The organism is Leptospira bourretii, assembly GCF_004770145.1.
Classification (GTDB): domain Bacteria; phylum Spirochaetota; class Leptospiria; order Leptospirales; family Leptospiraceae; genus Leptospira_A; species Leptospira_A bourretii.
On record NZ_RQFW01000001.1, the window covers coordinates 28,845 to 52,613 of the forward strand.

The following is a 23,769-nucleotide window of genomic DNA, read 5'->3' on the forward strand; positions in this document are numbered from 1 at the left end:
TATCATAAATGAGGACTTTTATGAACCACCATTCTGAAAAAATCAATCATATCTTGGAAGCACTTCCCTATTTGATCAAATATTCTGGGAAAACCATTGTCATCAAATATGGCGGAGCAGCCATGGTGGAAGAAGAATTAAAGGCATCTTTTGCTGAAGATATTGTACTCCTCAAATATTTAGGGATCAATCCTGTTGTGGTTCATGGTGGTGGACCAGAAATAAACGCTCTTATCAAGTCACTCAATCTCAATACTCAGTTCGTTCGAGGCCATAGGGTCACTGATGAAGCCACAATGGAAGTGGTGGAGATGGTTCTCACTGGAAAAGTGAACAAACAAATTGTATCTCTCATCCAAGAAAAAGGCGGAAAACCAGTTGGTCTCTCTGGGAAAGACGGAGGACTTGCGATTGCTGAAAAATATCTAATGGAAGTGGAAGGGGAAGATGGTAAGGTTCAAAAAGTAGATTTAGGCCTTGTAGGCGAAGTAACAGAAGTTGATCCCAATATTTTACTCACCTTACAACGTGAAGGTTTTATCCCAATCATCTCTCCTGTTGCGATGTCAAAAGATGGTCAGACTTTGAATATCAATGCAGACACAATGGCTGGTGCCATAGCGGAAGCTCTCCATGCGGACAAACTCATTTTACTCACGGACACACCGGGAATTCTCATTGATGGGCAATTGGTAACGGGTCTCAAAAAAGCAGACATTCACGACCATATAAAAAGTGGACAGATCTCTGGTGGCATGATACCAAAAGTAGAGTGTTGTTTGCGAGCCATTGACTCTGGAGTCAAAAGAGCCCACATCATTGACGGACGAGTTGCTCATTCCGTCTTAATTGAAATATTGACGAACCAAGGGATTGGAAGTTTGATCGAACAAGGATAGATTCGGATGCCTACTAAACTACTGACATTAAGTCTGATTTCAGACATTACCAGCCGCATCAATTCTCAAGAAGATTTGGATACACTTCTAGGAGAGATAATGGGGATCACTCGTGACGTTCTCCAAACAGAAGGATCTTCCCTACTCCTATACGACAAAGAAAATGATCAGTTGGTTTTTAATACGACCAGTGGATTAAAAGAAGAGTCCCTTGCCCACCTAACAGTTCCTAGGGGGAAAGGGATTGCAGGGATGGTACTCGAAACTCTCAAACCGGAAATTGTAAACGATGCCGCCAACGATCCAAGGATTTTTAAGGCGATTGATCAAAAAGTAGGTTATGTGACAAGGAACCTTCTTTGTGTTCCTATGGTTGCACAAGGAGAAGTACAAGGAGTTCTCGAAGCAGTCAACTCCCTTGATAATCGTGATTTCAATCATAGCGACATTAAAATTTTAAAGTATCTTTCCAACTTAGCAGCAATAGCCGTCAAAAATCGTCTTCTCATTGATAGCCTCAACTTACGCGCGAACGAGCTCAATGGTTTATTTAAAATTTCCCAAGCCCTTGCCAATATCCAAAGTTCTGACGAATTTATGGATCTTGCAGTCAAAACCATCTCGGAAGTTTTGCAAGTGGATAGAGTTTGCCTCAACTTCGAAAAAATTGAAAAAAAAGGACTTCCTCGTTCCAAATCCAAAGGGTTTTCCGATCAAATCCACGATGAAGATGTAGAGACCTTATTATTTGCTGATAGAGCCGATTGGATGTTCAAAGGCTATAAAATCATTACGGCAAACTCACCACAAGGAATCCAACTCACTCACAAAGGTTTATTCCAACATAGTATGATCCTATTCCCTATCTTAAAAAACAAAGAATGGTTAGGTTCTCTTGTTGTTTCCGACAAAACATCTCGAACTCGATTTGATGAGATGGACATTCGAATTTTAAGAACTCTTACCAACCAGGTTGGAGAAGCATATACTGCCTTACAAGTTAAGATACAAAGTGAACGTTTGAAAAACATTGATCGTGATATGCAAGTGGCGGCAATGATCCAAAAACATTCACTCCCTATCATCCCCAAACAATATTCATTACTTGAATTTGATACCTATTACCAAGCATCCCGTGAAATTGGTGGGGATTTTTATGATATGGTTGTACATGGGAAAGACGAAGTTTCTGTAATCATTGCAGACGTGTCTGGAAAAGGAACACCTGCTGCCCTCTTTATGGAATTTTCCAAAACGGTTTTACAACAAGAAGTGTCAAAAACAACTTCCACAAGTGAAGCTCTCTTCAATGCCAATCAAATCTTACAAGATAAATCTGGTTTTCTAATGTTTGTCACTGCAATGCTTGTGCGTATCAATATGACAAAAAAAGAATTAACTTATTCTTCTGCAGGTCATAATTTACAAATCATCTATCGCAAAAAACATCATAAAATCCAACACCTTTCTGGCAAAGGACAACCAATGGGTATTGGGAATTGTGAGTTTTCTGAACATACAGTAAGTTATTTACCCGGTGATTTGTTGGTGTTGTATACCGATGGTGTGACAGAAGCCATGAACATGAAAGAAGAACTTTTTTCAGAAGAACGACTAGAATCTGTGATCTTATCTCATATCAACGATCCCCCAGAAGTGATTAGGCAGGCGATTTTACAAAAAGTAAGTGAATTTGTGGGAGAAGCAGAGCCACACGATGACCTTTCTCTCTTTATTATTCGTCTAAACTAATAATAAAGGAGTTTTTATGAAACGCATTTTATATGCAATGGCAGTGACCTTACGACTGGACAAACTGCACAAAGCCATGTTAGATGCTGTTATCGAAACACGTGTCAAAAATGCGTTACAAACATCTGACAAACTTCGAAAAGAACAAGATCGTTTGCGAGAAAAAGAATTCCGCAAACAAATGGAAGACTTACAAAACAACCACAACAGTAGTTTTGAAAATTATAAACTAGAAACAGAAAATTTAATTCGAATCTTCAAAAACCAAATCCTTGTAGAAAAAAAAGAAGTTCTCAAAGAACGCGAAATTGTAAAAGAAATGCAACGCCAAGCCATGATTCGCGAAAACAGATTCCAACATTATATTTTACGATTCAAAGAAATTCTCTTTGTCAATAAAAAGGTAGTAGAATCCATCCAAAGTTTGGTCAAAGTAGAATCCAACATCGAAGATCTGTTATACGAAATTGACAATTATGATGAAAGTAAGTTCATCAAAAAACCAGAAATGATTTTGGATACCGAGTTTCTAAAAGAACTCCATAAAAAAGAAGAAGAGATCCGGGACAATATCCTCAAGTTTCAAAAGAAAGTAGAGAATAGCTGATCTTAAAGATCAGCCTCTCGCCTTCTCCTTCCATTATCCGTATCTTCAACTTAACAATACACAATTTTCTCTATTTAATTCCCCTCTTTTCCAAAGAAAATAAATTGCAGGATAAACAATAAGTTCTAAGACAAAACTTGTAGCAAGTCCTCCAACCATCGGAGCGGCAATCCTTTTCATCAAATCGGATCCAGAACCAGTAGCCCACATGATTGGCAACAATCCTATAAATCCAGAAAGGACAGTCATCATTTTTGGGCGAACTCTATGGACAGCACCTTCGATAATGGCTAATTTTAAATCCGATATTGTTTTTAAGCGATTCTTACTTTTATGTTTTTCGTAGGAAAGATCTAAATACATTAACATAAACACACCTGTTTCGGCATCTAGCCCGAGTAATGCGACAATCCCCACCCAAACTGCAACTGAAATCTGATAATCCAAAACAAATAGAAGCCAGAATGCACCAATCATGGAGAAAGGTACAGCAGTCAAAACGATTGCTGTTTTTGTTATCGATTTAGTATTCATATAAAGTAAAAAGAAAATCAAAACCAAAGTGATGGGAACCACAATGAACATCCGGTTTCGAACTCGAATGATATTTTCATATTGCCCACTCCATTCTAAAAAAAAACCTTTAGGCAAATCAATTTCAGATTTTACAATCGTTTTCATTCGGTCCACAAAACCGAGTAAGTCACTCTCCGTGGTATCCAAATAAACATACCCGGTTAAAAATCCATTCTCATCTCGGATCATCGTTGGCCCAATATTGTATTCAATGGATGCAAGATAACTTAAAGGAATGTGTGCACCTTTCTGTATAGGAATCAAAACCTTAGAAATCATTTCCATACTATCTCTATATTCTCTTGGATAACGAATTTGAATTGAATACCTTTCTCTTTTTTCAATCGTGGTGGAAATGGTTTCCCCTCCCAAAGCAGATAGAATTGTTTTTTGAATTCCTTCGACAGTAAGCCCATATTTTGCAGCTAACTCACGTTTTATTTTTATATCAATATAATATCCACCCGAAGTTCTTTCCGCAAATATAGAACGAACGCCTTCTTTATTTTTTAGCACGTTCTCAATATGGATTCCCACTTCTTGAATTTCTTCCAAGTTTTCACCTAATACTTTAATTCCAATTGGTGTCCGAATCCCCGTTGATAACATATCGATACGCGCACGAATCGGTTGAGTCCAGGCATTAGAAAAACCAGGAATCGTAAGCCTCTCGTTCATCTCCCGAACAAGATCTTCTTTGGAAATGCCGGGCCTCCATTCTTTTTCCGGTTTCAACGTAATGACAATTTCGAACATAGAAATAGGAGATGGATCCGTAGAAGTTTCTGCCCTTCCCGCCTTCCCATATACTGATTTTACTTCAGGGAACTCGGCTAACCTTTGGTCCATGAGTTTTAGCACTCGTTCCGCCTCACCGATGCTAATTCCGGGTAAGGTAGTGGGCATATAAAGAATAGATCCTTCATTGAGTGGAGGCAAAAATTCAGTTCCTAATTTAAAATAAACGGGAATTGTTAATACAAAAAGTCCAATCGCGAATGTTATGGTTAACTTTGGATGGATTAAGACCTTTTTGACAATTGGTTCATAGAAAGAATATAACCTTTTACTAATGGGATGGTTATTCTCTGAATAATATTTACCAACAAAAATATGAGTTAGAATGGAATTTACGATCGGTGTAAATTTAGTAAATGGATCCATTCGAGTAAATAACATTCGAAAAGCAGGATCGAGTGTAATGGCAAGGAGAGCTGCAATTGCCATTGTTAGGTTCTTTGAAATGGCAAGAGGTCTAAACAATTTTCCTTCTTGGTCAACCAAGCTAAAAATAGGAAAGAAAGCAACTGCAATGATTAAAAGCGAAAAAAATACGGATGGTCCTACTTCTAAAAGTGCTTCCAATCGGATTGCATGAAAATCACCAACCCTCCCAGAGGATTCCCATTCTTCTAATTTTTTATATGCATTCTCAACTTCAACAATGGCTCCATCGACAAGAACTCCAATAGAAAGTGCAATCCCCGCCAAGGACATTAGATTCGATCCTATGTCGACCAAATACATTGGCAAAAAAGAAAGGATCACCGCAATGGGGATTGTTAAAATAGGTACAATTGCAGAAGGAATGTGCCAAAGAAAAACTAAAATGATGAGTGAAACCACAATGATTTCTTCCGTCAGTTTTTCTTTGAGCAATTGAATTGTTTCTTTGATGAGGATCGAACGATCGTAAACCGGAATGATTTTTAATCCTTTTGGCAAAGAAGGTTCAATCGATTTAATTTTATCCTGAATAGACTCGATTACTTTTAAGGCATTTTCTCCATGCCTCATGATTACAATTCCAGATACCTGGTCCCCCTCTCCATTCCAATCACCCACTCCACGCCTAAGGTCAGGTCCATCCACTACCTTCGCCACTTGTGACAAATAAACGGGCGTACCTGAAGTGTTTGCACCCAGTGATATCTGTTCAATATCCTCTTTCGATTGAACATACCCCCTAACGCGAATCATATACTCGGCACCTCCAACCTCAAGAAGTCTAGCACCAATGTCATCATTAGATTTTCTAACCGTATCAATGACACGATCCATATCTATTCCAAAGATTTGGAGTTTGAGAGGGTCGATTTGAATCTGGTATTGTTTTTTGAATCCTCCAACGCTTGCAACTTCTGCCACACCAGGGACAGAGTTAAACAGATACTTTAGTTTAAAATCCTGGAGTGATCGAATTTCAGCCAAATCCATAGAACCTGATTCATCAACTAAAACATATTGATAAATCCAACCCACTCCAGTGGCATCGGGGCCTAAACTTAAATTAACACCTCTAGGAAGATTTGTTTGTAATTGTGATAAATATTCATTTACCCGAGACCTTGCCCAATACAAATCCGTCCCATCTTCAAAGATTACATAAACAAAAGAGTATCCAAAATCTGAAAACCCTCTAATTGCTTTTACTTTCGGTGCTCCTAACAATGATCTGACGATAGGATAAGTTACTTGGTCTTCAATGATATCAGGGCTTCTATCCCATTTTGAATAAATGATTACCTGAGTATCAGACATATCTGGCAAAGCATCCAAAGGAATGTTTTTCATTGCAAATACGGATAAAATCACCAAAAAAACTGATACAAAAATAACTAAATATCGGTTGTTCGCTGAAAATTTAATGATTGTGTTGATCATTTTTATCTCCACCTAACTTTAGTTTTGATTCTGAATCCAAAAGAAAATTGGCTTTGGACACAATCTCATCGTTTTCTGCAAGACCATCTGTTACCTCTGCCCATTCTGAAGAGGCAAAACCCAGTTTGATTTTCTTTGGAGAAAATTGATTTGTTCCTGTTTTCAAATATACCAAATCAGATTTACCTGTTGGAAAAATAGATTCCTTGGGGATTCTTAATACATTCATCTTCTGGATTCCGAAAATGCCTTGCACATACATTTGAGGTTTCAATTGATAATTGGGATCCAATACTTCACACCAAACTGACAAAGTCCTTGTTTCTTGGTTTATTAGATTCCCTATGGCAACAATTTTTACTTTGGTAGGGAAATTCGCTTCAGTTGCATTGGTTACATTCACAAAGTTTCCCACTTTTAAATGATCAACATCATTTTCATAGACTTGAAATACCAATAAAGCAGTATTTCCAAATCTACCCGTCAGAAACAAATTCGAATTTTTGGATAGAATGTACCGTATCTGGATATCACTTAATCCAAGTTTGGCGAATTTTAAAAAGATCCCTTCTCGAATTTCTTTACCCCATTCGTTCCCCGATCCAACGGATTTGTATTCATTAACTGTTGAAAAAATTTCCGGATCAAATACAACTTGGCCACTTAAATTGATATTTCTAGTGATATCCCCTTTTGTGACAGAGATTGTTTCCAAATTCACTAACGACTGCTGGCCTACAGAAAGATTCAATCCTTTAGAATCTTCTTCCGAATGAGTTGTATGGTTTGGCTCTAGCAAAGGATCTTCTTTCTTAACCAATTGCATTCCGCAAATAGGGCATTCACCTGGATGATCCATCTCAATTTGAGGGTGCATAGGACATGTATAAATTTCTTTATGTTTGTGTTCCTCTTTCGCGCAGGAAATAACAAAGAAAATTAATAGCAGAGATGCAATTAAGATTCGACTTATTTTAATTTTCATATTCTCCTCCTTCGGGGATCAAATGGTTGGTTAGTTGCAATAGTTGCACTACAGAAACCCACCTTCTATATTCGATTTGATGCAATTGCGATTGCGTCTCTAAAGAATCTGTGATGAGTTCGTAACTTTCACCCAAAACACTTTCTCCTTTTGAATAAGAAGAAAGGGAGGATTTGATATTTTTTTGTAAGCTAGGGAGTAATTGGTTTTTAAAATTCTCCAATCGCTGCTGATTTCCCTTCCATACTTCTAAAGTTGATTGGTATTCGGACTTTAAACGAATTCTCTCCTTTTCTTTCTCCTTCTGTAACCTTTCGATTCTAAATGAATTGGATTGATTGAGTTCACTTACTTTTGATAGTGACCAAACAGGAACTCGAACGGTTACACCCGCACTCCATAAATCTCCAGAAAATTCTGGATTATCCATTATCGAAATATTCAGTGGGCCACTATCTAAGAGAAAAGGTTTTCGTCTACGTTGCATGTAACTCACAAAAATTTCAAAATCTGGCAGATGTAAGATTTCATCTTTTTTTGATTCTTGGATGGCCTTCGATTGATTGATCTCTGCAAATTGGATCAACGGAAGCTTTGACAAAGATTGAGCTGATAAATCCTTTTCTAACGACTTTTCTTTCGCAGAAAGGTACTGAATGATTTCTTCTTCTCCAATTGGAGTAAATCCAGCATAATTTTCAAAGAAGCAGATCGATTCTTTTAGTTCTCTTATAGCAGTATTTTTTTCAATGATCCTATCCTTTATTTTTTCAAGAGTATTTTTAGTTTTTAAAGTATTGGATAAACTAGATTTGTCGGCAATGTATTGCGTCTGTTCTAGTTTTCCTTTTGTAACAAGTTCCTTTTCAACCTTTGTAAGATCGACTAACTCCTTTTCTAAAGCAGCTCGCAATAACACTAGTTCAAAATACGTTTTAATGAACTCATTTTGTAACCAAACTCCACTCCAATAATCTAATTCCGATTCTGATTTGAGTATTTGTTTTTCTAAATTTAGTTTCCCCGGGAATGGAATTTCTTGAGAAATCGAATACTCTTTTCCTGTCATACCAGGAGTGTCTGGATTTGTTCGGTCAGTATTAAACCCAGAACGATAAGGATAAGACCTGTATGCAAATCCAATTTTTGGATCGGGATATACATCAACATGTTTTGATCTAAACTCTTTTTCTTTTGCCTCCAAAAATTTCAGTGATACTTCTGGATGCACCTTTAGAATTGTGTAAATTTTTTTATCGATTGTTGTTTCATTTGATTCTGCATAAACAGGCAAAGCAAAACAACACAATATAGTAGTATATTTTAATGTATTAATGTAATAAGTCCTCATTTTTAAACTCCTTTGTTTTTATTAAAAAACGGGAGTCTAAATGAGTAACTTTATGGTTTTTTGTCGGTTTTGAAAATCATCTTCAAAAACTAAAAATGATTCCCAATGTTTTTGATTTTCCGCTAAAACTAAATTTGGTTCAGCAGAAGGGGTATAAAATAGAATATAAAAGCTAATCTGGAGTAATTTTGAAAGTGTCAGTTCATTAAAAATTTCTTGGTTTTTTGAATCTTCTAAACACTGACACTGATTTGTCTGGTCGGAACTCGCTTCATCATCGGAACTGTTCTTGTTATGACAAGGAAATGTAGAGTCATTTTGAACTTCGACAATATCCCCTACATAACCAAAGCCAGTTTTCGGACAATTGATCATCCCTGCCGAACAGAAAAGAACAAAAGCAAAAGATAGAAATAAAATCCAAGAAACAAACTTTTGATTTGTTTTGAGAATGTTTCCCTTTTGCTTCATCTTATCTCTTAGACCTGAAACCCATTTCCGTTGGCCAGAAAAAAAAGACAATCCATTTCATCCTACCCTTTCGCCTTCATCACATTCGGTTGGCCCGTCGAAGAGAGTAATGCCCGCCAGAGTGTACTCCTTTCGGGTCGTAATACCTTTCTCTCGGCAATGGCAAGAGAAATAGGCATAACCGTAAACACATTGTTCCAAATCCCTACCACGCACCCTGTCCGGCCAGCAAAGGCAGCATGGACAGCATTTTGGGCAAGGAAACCACAGAACACAGAGTCTTCCGCATTGGCAGGAACGGATCGAATGATATAACTGGGATCAATGTATTTTAAATTGAGATTCACTCCTTCTTTTTTAAAATACTCGGTAATTTTATCTTTAATAAAAATCCCAATATCCGCCAACTTCTTGTTACCTGACAGGTCCTTTTCTCCTTTGTCTTCAAAGAATTTTTGACCCGCCCCTTCGGCCAAAATCACAACGGCATGACCTCGTTTTTGCACCCGTTCTTTCAGAACGGTAAGAAAGGCACCCTCTCCTTCTAAATCAAAATCAAGTTCTGGAATGAGGACAAAATTTACATTTTTAGAAGCAAGTGCCGAATTGACTGCGATAAATCCAGAGTGACGACCCATGAGTTTCACAAGACCAATCCCATTGGGTGCACCCTTCGCCTCTTCATGGGCACAATTCACAGCCTCGACCGCCTTACTAAAAGCAGTCGAAAATCCAAAAGTCTTTTGGACATAGTTAATATCGTTATCAATGGTTTTGGGAATCCCCACGATGGCGATGTCTTCCTTTCGTTTCCGCACTTCCTCTTGGATGGCCTGGGCCCCACGAAGGGTACCGTCCCCACCAATACAAAATAACATCTTCACTCCGTAGAGAAACAAAGTGTCCACCATATCACCAATATTTTGGTTTCCACGAGAAGATCCCAAAATGGAACCACCGAAGTTCATAATATGGGCCACCTTGTCTGGAGTGAGTTCCACCGGTCTATGCCCAAATTTTTTCACAAGACCTTCATAACCAAAAGGAAATCCTAAAATACGGGGCACTTTGTACCGGTAATGCAGTTCCATCACAAGAGCACGAATGACATCGTTGATCCCAGGGCAAAGTCCACCGCAAGTCACAATCCCCGCTGTGACTTCTTCCGGGCGAAAGTAAATTTTCTCTTTGGGACCGGCTTGTTCAAAAAATACAGGACTTGTTTCTACGGTCTTTTTAGCGTCCTCGGGGCCTGAAAATATCGTTTGGAATAGAACGACGGAGTTGTCTTCCGTCCAGTAGTCATACCCTGCTGGGTTTGGAATGGTGCAGGGACCAAATTGATCCACCTTGGTATCATTTTCATTCATTGATAAAACTTATAACAAAAAAAGAGAGAGAGGAAAGCAAATTTCATTGCCAAACTAAGGAAAAGCAGGCATAAATGCTTTTAGATGCTTAAAAAGATAGTACTACCAACCATTCTCGTTAGTATGACGAGCTTTACTATTTTTGCACAAGGTCTGCCTTTCTTTTCTAGTTATTCTTTTTCCGATCCAAGAGCCGCTTTGTTCCAAGTGGGTGGATCACGTAACGGTAATTTGGCGATTCTCATTCCTTTTCGTTTCCCTAAGGAATTGGAACTCGGTTATGATGGAAAACTTCCCAAGTCAGATGATCCCATGGCCGGGATCCAAATTTTTTCATCCGTTATTCCTTTTTCCACAATCAATCCTTATCGCAATCCAGAAGGGAACTATGATGTCAGACCAGAGAGAATGAACTCTGCCCTCCTCTCTTACCAACCCAATGTCACTTATGTGTATTACCGCAATGGATTCACCTTTGATTTAGGGCTCAGTATGGGAATGTCGATGAACCAAGGAGCTTCTGGATATGTGGATGTAGCTGAGTCAAAGGTTCGCATCAAGTACAGACTCAATCGGAATTTGTTTTCATTTATCAAAAACTCTCGTTGGGAACTTTTTCTACAACTTTCTGAACTCCACCGTTTTGATAACGATATCAACAGTCGTCTCAATACATCCATTCGTGCCCAAGAACCTTCGAGAACTAATTTCGTAGGAAGACAAGTTTACGTAACACCGGGGATTAGTATTTCCAATAGTAACTTAACCTTTGAAGGTATGGTGCGAGTTCCCATCAACGCAAGGGAAGCAGGTCGCACTTTGGATGAACTCTGGGCTCCAGAAATCCAAGGAAACTTAGGTCTCAAATACTATATGCCTGTGGCACCATCCTCCCACGCTAACTAATTAGTCATTGGCCAACTTCCATTCCAAGGTAGCCAAACTAACGACCACTATCATTTCCAAAACAAAATAAATTTCACATAGGATAGTAGTTTGTTCTAAATTCCAAACTAGATAAAACATAGTGAAGGCGCAGTATAAAAAATTGGCGCTGGCTATCACACGTAAGTAAAATTTCCATCTACTTGGATTTAAAAAATAACATAACAAGGAGTAAACGGAGTATATAAAAGGCAAAATCGCAAGAATGTAAAGGATACTAATTGGCATCCCGAGCAAATCCACAAACAAAGGTAAAACGAGAGACAACAAAACGCAAGAAAGGATGGCTCCCAGTCCATCCATTAAAAAAATATATTTGGGATTGTTTTTTAAAAATTGAATTTGGTTTATCATAGGCTTACTTTTCTTTCTTCTTCTTTGGGCACATCGAATTCTTTTCAGTATCAAAATTTGGAATTATCACCGACCGGGCTCTCCGCTGCAATCTTTCCAATTTCATTTTTGTATCGATCACCGTTCTATGCAGGAAAGGATTTCCGCTTTCGATCCCTTGTGCAGGAAAAAAATCTAAAAACAGATGATTGCATCATATGATGCCTGTATGGTTCTTTCACTTAAATATACCGCCTAAATAAACTTCAAGATTAATTCTAATGGGCATCAAATAGGTATTAAAATCATTTTGAGAACAATAACCAATGACTTCTTTTGCAAATTTTACATTCCAATCCATTGTCAGTTGAAAATCCTTCGGGAAATAAGCCCGATTCCTGGATTCCCAATAACTTTGCGATTTTTCGTTGGTCACTGGACTGATTCCAATGTAAACCTCCTTTCCGCGAAGTTTTTCAGTAAAAATATCAATCAATCGTAAATCAAAAAATGGCTGCGTTAAAAATCCATCGGCCCCTGCATCTATTTTCATTTCGATGTAATCAAATTCCTCTTTGATCCCACTACGGTATTGGTCAACAGCAGCGTAGACTTTTAGCGAACTCATTTCTTTTTTTAATTTTTTGATCAGTTTGGTTGAAGTTGTCTGGTAAACTTTTCTGGACATATCCGTAGGCGGATCTCCCTTGATGACCACTACAGAAGATAGATTATTTTTTTGAAGAAATTCAACGATATGATCACAATGATCTAAATCAAAGTCAATAGCCCGTAGATGAGGAATTACATTTGGAAAAATATTTTGAATCTTGGATGCGGCAACCCAGCTTCTAGTTTCAAATCTTAGTAAATCCGGAATATTAATCCCAGAGATTTGACTAAAATTATTTTTAACATAACTTACTTCACTAAGTAATGTTGAAACATCTCTTGGGATCACTTCTAATAATATTTGATTCAAGATTAATCCTTATTTAACGATCACAACCTTTTTGGATCCAAATCAAGAGGCTAATATACGACATTCGACAATTAAACCAATTTTGGTGGTATATGCGAATTTCGTATATTATCTCTAAGGGAAAACAAAATTTGACTCCTGAAGAAACGTTTGATTGCAAAGGCAAAATCCAAACGAAAAAAAAGAATTCCCATTGGATTACCCTTTACTCACAAATCGTTTCCAGGACAAATCCACATCCATTTTCGAAATGTTTTCTTTTTTTCTAGAGATACGAAATTCATGATTTTTCCAAACAATCATGGTTTCTTCGGTTGGGCAACTGGCTTCCCCACAACTCACTTCTAGAATTTCTAACTCGGCTTCTTTGGGAATATTTGTATATTCTTGTAACCAAGTAGCCAATTTGGAATGAAAGGGGAATCCATCACCAAGCGTCCCTTTGGCGACAGATTTCCAGCCGTGGTTATGGTTGTTTTGAATGAAACCCACAGAATCCCCCGTTTCTCTTTAATCTTAAATTAACTCTTTAAGATTTAGACTTACGCGAAGGGTCATAGTTCAGAATTGGTGACAACCAACGTTCCACTTCAGAAATTTCCATTTCTTTGTCTTTCGCATAGTTTACCACTTGGTCTTCATTGATTTTACCGATCGCAAAATAACGAGATTCAGGGTGTGAGAAATAATACCCACTCACACTGCTTGCCGGCCACATCGCACAGGATTCGGTGAGTTGGATGCCTGCATTTTTTTCCACATCCAGGAGTTTCCAAATTTTCTTTTTCTCCGTATGGTCAGGACAAGCAGGGTAACCAGGAGCAGGGCGAATTCCACGATACTTTTCACGAATCATATCTTCTCTCGAAAGGTTTTCAGTCCTTCCAAATCCCCATTCTTCCCGCATTCTATGGTGCATGTATTCAGCAAAGGCTTCTGCAAATCGGTCGGCCAGCGCCTTAACTAAAATGGCATTGTAATCATCTTGTTTTGCTTCATAGGTTCTTGCCAATTCTTCGATTCCATGACCTGCCGTTACTGCAAAATATCCAATATAGTCATTTTTCTTTTTATCTTTTGGTGCGACAAAATCCGCCAAACTATAGTTTGGTTGGTTTGTCATTTTGACAGTTTGTTGGCGTAACATCGGATATTTTCCCAAAGATTTAGTTTTGCTATCATCTTCAAAAATTTCCACCACTTCCCCATGAGAAACAGCAGGAAACATTCCCACAACCGCTCTCGGTTTGAGATTTGGATTCTCCAACATCTCTTTTAAGATGATTTGTGCATCATTGTATAATGAAGTGGCTTCCTTCCCAATCACTGGGTCTTTGAGGATTTGAGGGTATCGGCCTTTTAATTCCCAAGCCAAAAAGAAAGGAGACCAGTCAATATAAGAAAGTAGGTCTTGTAAGGTGACATCGTCAATTTTTTGTACACCCGTAAAACTTGGTTTTGGTGGAGTATAAGAATCCCAGTCCGCTTTGAATTTGTTTTGTATCGCATCCGCAATCGGCAAAATATTTCTTTCATTTTCTCTGGAATAAAATTCTTCGCGAATTTTCGATTGTTCTTCAATGACTTGTTTCGCATAATCCACAGCAGTCTGCGGATTGAGAGCACTGTTCATCACGTTCACGACACGAGAAGCATCCATCACATGAAGGACAGGTTTCGAATATTGTTCTGCAATTTTTACAGCCGTATGGGCTGGCGAAGTAGTTGCCCCACCAATCAGAAGTGGGACTTGGAATCCTTGCCTTTCCATTTCTTTTGCCACATAGACCATTTCATCAAGAGAAGGTGTGATGAGGCCCGATAGGCCAATGGCCGCTACTTTTTCTTTTTTGGCAGTTTCTAAAATCTTTTCACAAGGGACCATCACTCCGAGGTCAATCACCTCATAATTGTTACATGCAAGAACTACACCCACAATATTTTTCCCAATATCGTGGACATCTCCCTTCACCGTTGCAATCAGGAATTTCGCCTGTGTACTTTCATCTTTTTGATTTCGTTTTTCTTCTTCCATAAAAGGAAGTAAGTAAGCCACGGCTTTTTTCATCACACGTGCACTTTTTACTACTTGCGGAAGAAACATCTTTCCAGCACCAAATAGTTCCCCTACCACCTTCATTCCATTCATCAGTGGCCCTTCGATCACTTCCAAAGGTCTAGCAAAACTAGTGCGGGCTTCTTCTGTATCCTGGGTGACAAATTCATCAATCCCTTTTACAAGAGCATGCGTTAGGCGTTCTTCTACAGTCCCACTCCTCCAAGCATCGTCTTTCTTTTGAACTTTAGCTTCCCCATGAAAACTTGCAGCAGCCTCAATCATACGTTCTGTGGCATCTGGTCTACGGTTGAGAATGACATCTTCCACAAGTTCCAAAAGATCTTTTGGGATCTGTTCATATACTTCCAACATCCCTGCATTGACAATGGCCATGTCCATACCTGCTTGGATGGCGTGGTATAAGAATACAGAGTGCATAGCTTCACGAACCGGATTGTTTCCGCGGAAGGAAAAGGAAATATTACTGAGTCCACCTGATACTTTTGCACCAGGACAAACTTTTTTGATTTCGCGAGTGGCTTCAATAAAATCCATCGCATAGTTATTATGTTCTTCGATTCCAGTGGCAACGGTTAGAATGTTTGGATCAAAGATAATATCCGTTGGATCAAAATCTAATTTTTCGACAAGTAAGTCGTAGGCTCGTTTACAAATCCGGACTTTATCATCTTTGGTTGCCGCCTGCCCTTGTTCGTCGAAGGCCATTACGATCGCTGCTGCACCAAATCTTTGTATGGTACGTGCATGATCCAAAAATGCCTCTTCTCCTTCTTTCAGAGAGATAGAGTTGACAATCGGTTTTCCCTGAATGCATTTGAGACCCGCCAGTAATACAGACCACTTGGAAGAATCCACCATAAACGGAACTCGTGCAATGTCTGGTTCCCCTGCAATTAAGTTCAAAAACTTAGTCATAGAGGCTTCCCCATCTAGGAGAGCTTCATCAAAGTTGATATCGATAACGTTGGCACCAGCTTGGACTTGTTGCAAAGCCACTTGCACTGCTTCTTCAAAATTTCCCTCTAAGATAAGTTTTTTGAATTTTGGAGATCCAGTGACGTTGTTTCTTTCTCCCACATTGATAAACCCTTGGTCTTTGGTGAGTTTCAATGGTTCAAGACCAGCAAATGTACTAATCTTGGGTTGTTCTTTTAAAGCACGAGGAGCAATGGTAGAGACTGCTTCTTTTGCTGCTCGGATATGTGCTGGTGTAGTCCCACAACATCCGCCAACTATATTTAAAAATCCTGCTTCCGCAAAGTTTTTCATCCAACCGCCAAACTCTTCTGGAGTTTGGTCATACCCACCAAAAGCGTTGGGAAGGCCAGCATTCGGATAACAAGACACATAACAATCAGCCACTCGTGAAAGTTCTTCGATATAAGGACGCATTTCACCTGCACCGAGTGCGCAGTTGATTCCCACAGCAAGTGCTTTTGCATGTTTGATTGAAATATAAAAAGCTTCTCCTGTTTGGCCAGAAAGAGTTCGCCCCGAAGCATCGGTAATGGTGACAGAAAGTACAACAGGGATTCGAATCTTTCTTTCTTCAAAAACTTTCTCAATCGCATAAATACATGCTTTTAGATTTAAAGTATCAATATTAGTTTCTGGAAGAAGTAAATCCACACCGCCGTCAAGAAGAGCAGAAACTTGTTCGTAGAAACAATCAACTAACTCATCAAAGGTGACCGCACGAAATGCCGGATTGTTGACATCAGGAGAAAGGGATGCTGTTTTTACGGTTGGTCCAATCGAACCCGCAATGAACACATCTGTTTTCCCTGTTTTTTCTTTGAATTTGGCTACGGCATTTTTGGCACAAGAGACTGCCGCTAAGTTTAAATCACGAACTGCTGATTCCATTTTGTAGTCCGCTTGGGAGACAATGTTCGAACTAAAGGTATTGGTTTCAATGATATCGGCCCCTGCCTCAAGGTATTCCAAGTGGACAGATTCAATGATGTCGGGACGAGTGATGGCAAGGACGTCGTTGTTTCCTTTAATGGAACAAGGCCAATCCTTAAAACGATCCCCACGGAAATCGTCCTCCTCCAAAGAATGTCTTTGGATCATAGTACCCATAGCACCATCTAAAACGAGAATCCTCTCGTTCATTAATTTCAAAAGGGATTTAGCAGAAGGATTGGTATATTCAAATTTCATATTATTATATCAGTATATAGGGAAAAGAGTATATGGCCAAAAGGCCACACACCCTTAAAATCAATTATTTACTCGGATCAGAACACTTTGCACCTTTGAGAGGTGGTTTAGTGGTAACAATGACCGGGAATTTGGTTGCTTCTTTTGCATTGACTTCAATCGAAGGTTTGTGTTTTTCCGGGACATCATAGTCAGGAAAAATCGCATCAATTGGACATTCGTATTGACAAGCATTACAATCAATACAAGTGTCTGGATCAATGTACAGAGTGTCCGGAGCTTCATGAAAAGCTTCCACCGGGCAAACTGCTGCACAACTCGTGTATTTACAATCAACGCAAATTTCAGTTACAACATAAGCCATGAGAAACTCCATTGCCCTTCTTGAATTTTATCAAAAAGGGCGATTTTTTTAGTATCGATAGTGGTCTGGTTTGTACGGACCTTCGAGTGGAACACTGATATAATCAGCTTGTTTTTGAGTGAGTTTTGTCAAACGAACACCCAACTGCTCCAAATGCAGTGCTGCTACTTTTTCATCTAAATGTTTTGGAAGGCGGTAAACACCTAACTCATATTTAGTTGTGTAAAGTTCGATTTGAGCCAATACTTGGTTTGTGAAAGAACTAGACATTACAAAAGATGGGTGACCAGTTGCACAACCAAGGTTCACCAAACGACCTTCTGCAAGAACGATGATCGATCTTCCATTAGGGAAAGTGTATTTATCAACCTGTGGTTTGATTTCTTTTTTGATGACACCTTTTTCAGAGTTCAAACGAGACATTTGAATTTCTGTATCAAAGTGACCAATGTTACAAAGGATCGCACCGTCTTTCATTGCTTTCATGTGTTCAAGTGAAATGATATCATCATTTCCTGTTGCTGTCACAATGATGTCTGCATTTTCAATCACATCTTCTACACGAAGAACTTGGTATCCTTCCATAACTGCTTGAAGAGCACAAATTGGATCAATTTCAGTTACAATCACTCGTGCGCCAAAGTTACGAAGAGAAGCAGCAGAACCTTTTCCAACATCACCGTATCCACAAACAAGTGCTACTTTACCAGCAAGCATCACGTCTGTTGCGCGTTTGATTCCGTCAGCAAGTGATTCACGGCAACCGTAAAGGTTATCAAACTTAGATTTTGTTACAGAGTCATTTACGTTGATTGCAGGGATTTTTAATGTTCCCGCTTTCAATTTTTTATGAAGTGCAATCACACCTGTAGTAGTTTCTTCAGAAACTCCCTTGATGTCTGCTAGAAGTTGTGGGTATTTTTCATGAATGTAATGAGTTAGATCATGACCGTCGTCAAGGATCATGTTTGGCCCTTTTCCACCGTCAAAAAATAGAGTTTGCTCAATACACCACCAGTATTCTTCTTCTGTTTCGCCTTTCCAAGCAAATACAGGAATTCCTGCTTTTGCAATGGCTGCTGCTGCATGGTCTTGTGTTGAAAAAATGTTACAAGAGGACCAACGAATGTCAGCACCTAATGCAGCCAAGGTTTCAATCAAAACTGCTGTTTGGATTGTCATGTGAAGAGATCCGCAAATTCTAGCACCTTTCAGTGGCTTAGTAGTTCCGAATTCTTTACGAAGAGCCATAAGGCCCGGCATTTCTTTTTCTGCCAAAATGATCTCTTCTCTTCCCCATTCTGCAAGAGAGATATCCTTCACTTTAAATGGCAATCTTTCCGATTTTGTTTCAGTTGCTGTGGACATAGTGTCCTCCTTCTTCCTTTGTTGCTTTGATAGTTAAAATTTTAAAACTTGATTCTGTTTGGATCTCATTCATGGACCCGACTCTAAAACCGGCATTCGATAGCCATGACTCAAATAATTCTGGCTCAAATCCAAGCCAAAGATCTGCAAAGTTATCCCGCATAAACTCTACATTGTGTTTCCCTAAATCAACAATACACAATACCCCGCCTGGTTTTAGAACCCTTGCTACCTCTTCCAAAACTGTTGGTGGATGAGAGATATGGTGCATTACCATAGAAGCAACCACCGCATCACAAGAGTTATCTGCTAGAGGCAGGTGTTCCATAGGAGTTTGGATGAGGCTAACACTTGGATTTTTTCCGTAATGGGATGATGCGTTCTCTATCATTTTAGAAGAGTTATCCACTCCAATCACATGTTTGGATTTGTTGAGAAGAAAAGGGATAAGACCACCTGGACCACAACCCAAATCCAAAATCTTTTCGCAAAGAGGGAGTTCTTGTAAAATCCAAGACCTGTAGAGTTTCGGATGCAGAGTCTCTTCTTGTAATTTTTCCCAACTTTCTGCGACTCCATCAAAGAAGGATTTCGATTTCCTTTCTCTGTTTTCTAAGATTTGGTGGACCATTCTTTGGTCTCTCTCTCTCGAAGGTAGGTCTTCTTTATATGATAATAATAGTTTGGTGAGTTCTAATGGGAATTTTAACCCGGAATCCTCTTCCGAAAGGAGAAAACTATAAACAAGACTTCCCTCCCGACGTGAACCAATGAGTCCAGCTTCTGTTAAGATTTTCAAATGGCGAGAGATCCGAGATTGGCCCATCCCCAGAATTTCCACCACCTCATTCACAGAAAAAGCCCCAAAACTGAGGATATGTAGGATCCGAACCCGAGTTTCATCGGAAATGGCCTTGGTGGCAGAAAGCAAATGGCCAGAGGGCCTAGACTGGGAGAGTGTGTCGGTTGCCATATCCAAGATATCTACATATCAAGAAATCTTGATATGTAGATCCCGGCAAGCGATTTTTTTTGGCCATCCTTCTCAGGACAGGCTAAAAAAGGCAAGGGTTAGGAGATTTTAAAGAAATTGATCTTCTTTTTCAAAGTTTCAGCCAAATTGGCGATCCCATTGGAGGTAGCCGTCATTTCTTCCAGGCCGGCGGCAGTCCCTTGGGTCAAATCGTTGATGCTGAAAATGGCCTGGGCCACTTCCCCAATCGCATTTTTTTGTTCTTCCATAGAAAGACGAATTGCCTGGCTGATTTGGTTTACCTTATCCACCTCTTCTCCCACCTTTTGGTTGATGATGAGCTGCTCATGTGTACTTGCTTCAATGGAATCAGTCATTTCGTTAAAGGAGGATACCCCTTGGATGATCCTTTGGATGAGTGAAATCGTAGTTTCGATATTCTCACGACCATTTTCGATTTCCTTTTCATTGGCTTGGATGAGTTCCCCAATGTCGTTTATGGAAATAGCCGTTTTTTCGGCCAACTTCCCAATTTCATCAGCTACAACCGCAAATCCCCTTCCATAAACGCCTGCTCTCGCAGCTTCAATTGCAGCGTTTAACGCGAGTAAGTTGATTTGTTCCGAAATATTATTGATAATCTCGATCACACTACCAATTTCCTCAGAACTGTTACTGATTTTGGAAATAGAATTCCTCATCGAATCCAATGAGGCCTGTCCTGATTTAGCTTCTTCTGAAATTAGTGTCACATCTTTGGAAGCTTTGCCTACTTGCCTACCTGTTGCTTCAATCAAAGTGGATAGTTCTGCCATTTTTAATTTTAAAAAATCAACTTTGCGAAACTGATCCTCTGCCTGTGCATCGACATTTTGAACGGCCGCGGAAATCTCTTCAATGGATGCAGATATTTCTTCGGCGGAGGCAGCTTGTGTTTGCGCATTGGATGACAACATATTAAGTGAAGCTGACATTTGTTCGGCGGAAGATGCCAAGTCTTCTGAAAATATCTGATTCGACCCCACAACTTCAGAAATCTGCTTTAAAGTGGCATTGAGACCCCGAGCAAGCCTTGCGAACTCATCAGAAGATTCCATTTTTGCATTGTGACGAAGGTCTCCCACTTCGATATCTTGTAAAATTTTTCCAATGGTTTTCATTGGTTTGAACCGAGCCGTAAAAAGAAGGTAAATGGCAACGGCAATAAAAACAGCTCCAACGATACTAATGATTGTTAATCCACGTAGAGATGAAAGGCTCTCCACCTCAATTTCTTTTAAATCGATAGTGGAAAAAAACTGTAAACCGTACTTTTGACTTACCTTTCTTCTCAGTAAAAAGGTAGATCCCTCCCAAGGGTTACGAAACGAATCAGATTCTCCTGCGTTTTTAGCCAGTTCTTCAAACTCAGTGTTTTTAAAACTATGCATTAAGTATTTTGGATTGGGGTGATAAACCATCGTAGATTGTTTATCCAAAAGAAAGGAATAACCAGTGGTTCCAATTTTTACATTTTTTAGAAAAGACTCCATAGCCTTTCCCACAAGAAACGGCATCCCGACCATTCCAATCACAGTTCCATTTGCACTTTTCACAGGGCTTGTCACCATGATCACAATATTCCCGTTAAATGGTGATTTAACTGCTACCCCAACGTGGTTTTTTCCCTCTTTGGCTGCATTGATATTTTCTAAAATATCAGCGTTGGAAGCTAAAGAATAACCGATACTGGCACCGTTCGCAAGTCCAGAGGCCACGATGGGCACCCCTTCTGCAAAGGAGGCAATAAATGCGTTTTCTAAAAGCAGTTGCGAATCACTGAATACCTTCGCAAGGATAGGCTCGGCTAATTTGTAGTTTTTGGTTTCAAGGGCTGTTTTGATTACGGGTAAAGAGGCCACCTCTTTTAAATTAGCTTCAACTGATTCAAAATATACATTGATCCCGGCTTCATTACTTTGGTTAAAATTATACAATTGGTTGGAAAATGCTTTTTCTAATGACTTGGCATTGACATTAAATGCATAAATCAAAAGAAAAATAGAAAGAACCATCACCATAAGAGAAAATATGATAGGGACTGTATTTCTTAAGTTTCTATAATAAGGAGAAATTCTTTCTTTTAATTCCGCTTGAAAGATATCATCTTCCAAAACTATGTGAGATGATTTTTCTAGTAATATAAAAGAAAAAACAACATTGAGCATTGCCGTAAGAATCAGAACACAAACGATATAAAACGAATCTGACTTACTGGTTTCTGGAAGGTATAAAAGTGGGCCAATGACAATGGGAAGAGCCAAAATCCACTGTGCACTTCCGACAGAAGCACCAACCACTGGCATCTTTGCAATTAGATTCCAAACTTCTACATAGGTTTTAGGATCTTTTTCTGTTTGTGACTCAAGCTCTACGAGCCCTTGTTTGATGGCTTTTAGTTTTTTAGGAAAAATAAATGAAGGAAGGAGTAAACTCACTAGAGCTGCGGCAATGGTTGCCCCAATGAATGTTTTGATCTGAGTGGGACTTAAATCGACATAGAAAAGAATGAGAGCAATTCCGATGGGAACCACAATTCCCAAGGAAAAAACTTGGGAGGCGAGTGTGAAAGCGCGTGCGTAGCGTTTGTATAACTTCATTGAAACTTAGACCTAAGACGTAGGGTAAATTTCGCAATCCGTACGGCAAGGTTTTATGGATTTCCCCGAAGTTTTCCTAAAAAGAGAGTTTCACTCCTAGATTGGCGGAATACAGGTCCTTCCCACCATACAATCCTTCCGCAATGACCTTAAGTAAATAAAGATCCAATTCTAAACCGACAATTCCATAACCAATCCCACGTTTGGAATTGGATTCCCCACCAGCACGGAATCCCAAAGTGGCATTCGGGCTTTGGGCCAGGAGTTCCTTGTCGAGTGCCGCTTGGTATTCTCTTGGAAGTTCCAAAGGGAGTGAATCGTTCATGGTAATGAGAAATGGACCACGTCTAGAGAGAGAAGCAGAATTGTGTCCCGAGTTCCAACTATAACCCCCACCCACAATCACATTGGCGATCCAAAACAGACCAAGGCCTGTCCGCAAGTCCACGTTTGTGGTTTGAACCTTTGTATTAAAAACAAAGTTTGTGTCCCCACCCCATTTTCCTTTCACACCTTGGAATTCAATTTGAGAAGCCTTTCCTTCTAAATAACTAAGGCTCATGTTTTGTTCCATAACATGATGCCCAACTCCTACGTTGATTCCATTCCAAGTAATGAGGTTCATTAAAAAACCTTCTTTTTCAACTAATTGGTAACGAACCATTCCACCATACGAGCGTACGGCGATACGTCCCTCGTAGTTTTTATTATTAGAAGCAGATTGGATTTGGTCTTCCGTGACTGCGACATTCATACCATGAAGAAAAATTCCGATCCGACGGATGTACCCACCTTCCGAGGTTCCTAACAACCAACCCGGATTAAAATCTAAATGAAAAGAAGGGATGACCGCACCACCCACGTTTGGTAGTTTCGGGTATTTGATTAAGTTGTCTTGGATTTGGATGTCATCTTTTTTATATCCAGCAGCGGAGGCACTGACACCAAATTGAATTCTACGAACAGTTCCAGTACCAATATTGCTTGTGCCAACATTGGCAAGAAAACCAGCTTCTAAGTTTGTTTTAAGGACTTCGTTTAAGTAACCTGTTTCAAATTTTTTCAGGGAACCGTTCCCAGCCTCTGTCAATGCCGATGGCAAAAAACTACAGGCAGAACCTTCACAAGTAAATTGTGCATACAGGTCCGATTGCGACACTGTTGTGACAAATACTAATAGAAGCAGTTGGTTGCGTAATTTCATATAGATCCGTATTCTCTACTTATTTTCAACAATTGGAAAG

At 39.3% G+C, this 23,769-nt stretch carries 18 protein-coding genes; 4 read left to right on the top strand and 14 right to left on the bottom strand.

Going from position 1 to position 23,769, the window contains the following annotated elements:
• The first annotated feature begins 20 nt into the window (after window positions 1-20).
• From argB to EHQ47_RS00155, 3 genes are read left to right on the top strand one after another with little or no spacing between them, the layout of a single operon-like run.
• Window positions 21-899 (top strand): acetylglutamate kinase, encoded by an 879-nt coding sequence (gene argB / locus EHQ47_RS00145; RefSeq protein WP_135776279.1) that lies wholly within the window; start codon window positions 21-23, stop codon window positions 897-899.
• 6 nt (window positions 900-905) lie between these two features.
• A complete protein-coding gene (locus EHQ47_RS00150) occupies window positions 906-2,651 on the top strand; it encodes a SpoIIE family protein phosphatase (RefSeq protein ID WP_135776280.1) in 1,746 nt (581 codons plus the stop codon).
• 16 nt (window positions 2,652-2,667) lie between these two features.
• Complete coding sequence (locus EHQ47_RS00155) at window positions 2,668-3,258, top strand: hypothetical protein (RefSeq protein ID WP_135694426.1); 591 nt, start codon at window positions 2,668-2,670, stop codon at window positions 3,256-3,258.
• A 45-nt stretch (window positions 3,259-3,303) separates the two neighbouring features.
• Here EHQ47_RS00155 and EHQ47_RS00160 read toward each other — a convergent pair whose 3' ends face one another.
• The 5 genes from EHQ47_RS00160 to EHQ47_RS00180 all read right to left on the bottom strand — a co-directional run bounded on the left by EHQ47_RS00160 (window position 3,304) and on the right by EHQ47_RS00180 (window position 10,675).
• On the bottom strand, window positions 3,304-6,498 hold the full coding sequence (locus EHQ47_RS00160) for an efflux RND transporter permease subunit (RefSeq protein ID WP_135749287.1): 3,195 nt from the start codon (window positions 6,496-6,498) through the stop codon (window positions 3,304-3,306).
• Window positions 6,479-7,483, bottom strand: coding sequence for a heavy metal-binding domain-containing protein (locus tag EHQ47_RS00165; protein ID WP_244290151.1), 1,005 nt, complete (start codon window positions 7,481-7,483; stop codon window positions 6,479-6,481). The genes EHQ47_RS00160 and EHQ47_RS00165 overlap by 20 nt, the downstream gene beginning before the upstream one ends.
• On the bottom strand, window positions 7,473-8,834 hold the full coding sequence (locus tag EHQ47_RS00170) for a TolC family protein (RefSeq protein WP_135749288.1): 1,362 nt from the start codon (window positions 8,832-8,834) through the stop codon (window positions 7,473-7,475). Before EHQ47_RS00170 ends, EHQ47_RS00165 begins: the two co-directional genes overlap by 11 nt.
• Window positions 8,835-8,870: 36 nt before the next feature.
• Entirely contained in the window at window positions 8,871-9,305 is a 435-nt protein-coding gene (locus EHQ47_RS00175; protein WP_135749289.1) for a hypothetical protein, read from the bottom strand.
• 62 nt (window positions 9,306-9,367) lie between these two features.
• Window positions 9,368-10,675 carry an ATP-dependent 6-phosphofructokinase gene (locus EHQ47_RS00180; RefSeq protein ID WP_135749290.1) on the bottom strand — a complete coding sequence of 436 codons (1,308 nt, stop codon included), beginning with the start codon at window positions 10,673-10,675 and terminating at the stop codon, window positions 9,368-9,370.
• Between the two features lie 84 nt (window positions 10,676-10,759).
• On the opposite strand from EHQ47_RS00180, the gene EHQ47_RS00185 reads away from it, so the two are divergent.
• Window positions 10,760-11,581, top strand: coding sequence for a hypothetical protein (locus tag EHQ47_RS00185; RefSeq protein WP_135749291.1), 822 nt, complete (start codon window positions 10,760-10,762; stop codon window positions 11,579-11,581).
• On the opposite strand, the gene EHQ47_RS00190 is transcribed toward EHQ47_RS00185, so the two are convergent.
• From EHQ47_RS00190 to EHQ47_RS00230, 9 genes are all read right to left on the bottom strand, one after another.
• Window positions 11,582-11,974: a hypothetical protein gene (locus EHQ47_RS00190; protein WP_135776281.1), complete on the bottom strand. Its 393-nt coding sequence runs from the start codon at window positions 11,972-11,974 to the stop codon at window positions 11,582-11,584. It lies immediately after the preceding gene.
• Window positions 11,975-12,191: 217 nt separating this feature from the next.
• Window positions 12,192-12,935 (bottom strand): methylenetetrahydrofolate reductase, encoded by a 744-nt coding sequence (locus EHQ47_RS00195; RefSeq protein ID WP_135776282.1) that lies wholly within the window; start codon window positions 12,933-12,935, stop codon window positions 12,192-12,194.
• A 198-nt stretch (window positions 12,936-13,133) separates the two neighbouring features.
• Complete coding sequence (locus EHQ47_RS00200; RefSeq protein ID WP_135694414.1) at window positions 13,134-13,427, bottom strand: hypothetical protein; 294 nt, start codon at window positions 13,425-13,427, stop codon at window positions 13,134-13,136.
• A 37-nt stretch (window positions 13,428-13,464) separates the two neighbouring features.
• On the bottom strand, window positions 13,465-17,181 hold the full coding sequence (gene metH / locus EHQ47_RS00205; protein WP_135776283.1) for a methionine synthase: 3,717 nt from the start codon (window positions 17,179-17,181) through the stop codon (window positions 13,465-13,467).
• 64 nt (window positions 17,182-17,245) lie between these two features.
• A complete protein-coding gene (locus tag EHQ47_RS00210) occupies window positions 17,246-17,545 on the bottom strand; it encodes a ferredoxin family protein (protein ID WP_100745059.1) in 300 nt (99 codons plus the stop codon).
• 48 nt (window positions 17,546-17,593) lie between these two features.
• Complete coding sequence (ahcY, locus tag EHQ47_RS00215; protein WP_135749296.1) at window positions 17,594-18,913, bottom strand: adenosylhomocysteinase; 1,320 nt, start codon at window positions 18,911-18,913, stop codon at window positions 17,594-17,596.
• Window positions 18,897-19,886 (bottom strand): ArsR/SmtB family transcription factor, encoded by a 990-nt coding sequence (locus EHQ47_RS00220; protein ID WP_135776284.1) that lies wholly within the window; start codon window positions 19,884-19,886, stop codon window positions 18,897-18,899. The genes ahcY and EHQ47_RS00220 overlap by 17 nt, the downstream gene beginning before the upstream one ends.
• Window positions 19,887-19,984: 98 nt before the next feature.
• The gene (locus EHQ47_RS00225) at window positions 19,985-22,525 is read right to left on the bottom strand and encodes a methyl-accepting chemotaxis protein (protein WP_135749298.1); all 2,541 of its coding nucleotides are present in this window, start codon (window positions 22,523-22,525) and stop codon (window positions 19,985-19,987) included.
• A 76-nt stretch (window positions 22,526-22,601) separates the two neighbouring features.
• On the bottom strand, window positions 22,602-23,729 hold the full coding sequence (locus tag EHQ47_RS00230) for an Lsa36 family surface (lipo)protein (protein ID WP_135749299.1): 1,128 nt from the start codon (window positions 23,727-23,729) through the stop codon (window positions 22,602-22,604).
• Between the last annotated feature and the right edge of the window lie 40 nt (window positions 23,730-23,769).

What these genes read in the sequence shown, in the direction of transcription:
- EHQ47_RS00225 (WP_135749298.1), bottom strand. Translation starts at nt 22,525, where the DNA reads ATGAAGTTATACAAACGCTACGCACGCGCTTTCACACTCGCCTCCCAA.
- EHQ47_RS00160 (WP_135749287.1), bottom strand. Translation starts at nt 6,498, where the DNA reads ATGATCAACACAATCATTAAATTTTCAGCGAACAACCGATATTTAGTT.
- metH (WP_135776283.1), bottom strand. Translation starts at nt 17,181, where the DNA reads ATGAAATTTGAATATACCAATCCTTCTGCTAAATCCCTTTTGAAATTA.
- EHQ47_RS00180 (WP_135749290.1), bottom strand. Translation starts at nt 10,675, where the DNA reads ATGAATGAAAATGATACCAAGGTGGATCAATTTGGTCCCTGCACCATT.
- ahcY (WP_135749296.1), bottom strand. Translation starts at nt 18,913, where the DNA reads ATGTCCACAGCAACTGAAACAAAATCGGAAAGATTGCCATTTAAAGTG.
- EHQ47_RS00210 (WP_100745059.1), bottom strand. Translation starts at nt 17,545, where the DNA reads ATGGCTTATGTTGTAACTGAAATTTGCGTTGATTGTAAATACACGAGT.
- argB (WP_135776279.1), top strand. Translation starts at nt 21, where the DNA reads ATGAACCACCATTCTGAAAAAATCAATCATATCTTGGAAGCACTTCCC.
- EHQ47_RS00230 (WP_135749299.1), bottom strand. Translation starts at nt 23,729, where the DNA reads ATGAAATTACGCAACCAACTGCTTCTATTAGTATTTGTCACAACAGTG.
- EHQ47_RS00155 (WP_135694426.1), top strand. Translation starts at nt 2,668, where the DNA reads ATGAAACGCATTTTATATGCAATGGCAGTGACCTTACGACTGGACAAA.
- EHQ47_RS00170 (WP_135749288.1), bottom strand. Translation starts at nt 8,834, where the DNA reads ATGAGGACTTATTACATTAATACATTAAAATATACTACTATATTGTGT.
- EHQ47_RS00190 (WP_135776281.1), bottom strand. Translation starts at nt 11,974, where the DNA reads ATGATAAACCAAATTCAATTTTTAAAAAACAATCCCAAATATATTTTT.
- EHQ47_RS00150 (WP_135776280.1), top strand. Translation starts at nt 906, where the DNA reads ATGCCTACTAAACTACTGACATTAAGTCTGATTTCAGACATTACCAGC.
- EHQ47_RS00175 (WP_135749289.1), bottom strand. Translation starts at nt 9,305, where the DNA reads ATGAAGCAAAAGGGAAACATTCTCAAAACAAATCAAAAGTTTGTTTCT.
- EHQ47_RS00220 (WP_135776284.1), bottom strand. Translation starts at nt 19,886, where the DNA reads ATGGCAACCGACACACTCTCCCAGTCTAGGCCCTCTGGCCATTTGCTT.
- EHQ47_RS00165 (WP_244290151.1), bottom strand. Translation starts at nt 7,483, where the DNA reads ATGAAAATTAAAATAAGTCGAATCTTAATTGCATCTCTGCTATTAATT.
- EHQ47_RS00185 (WP_135749291.1), top strand. Translation starts at nt 10,760, where the DNA reads ATGCTTAAAAAGATAGTACTACCAACCATTCTCGTTAGTATGACGAGC.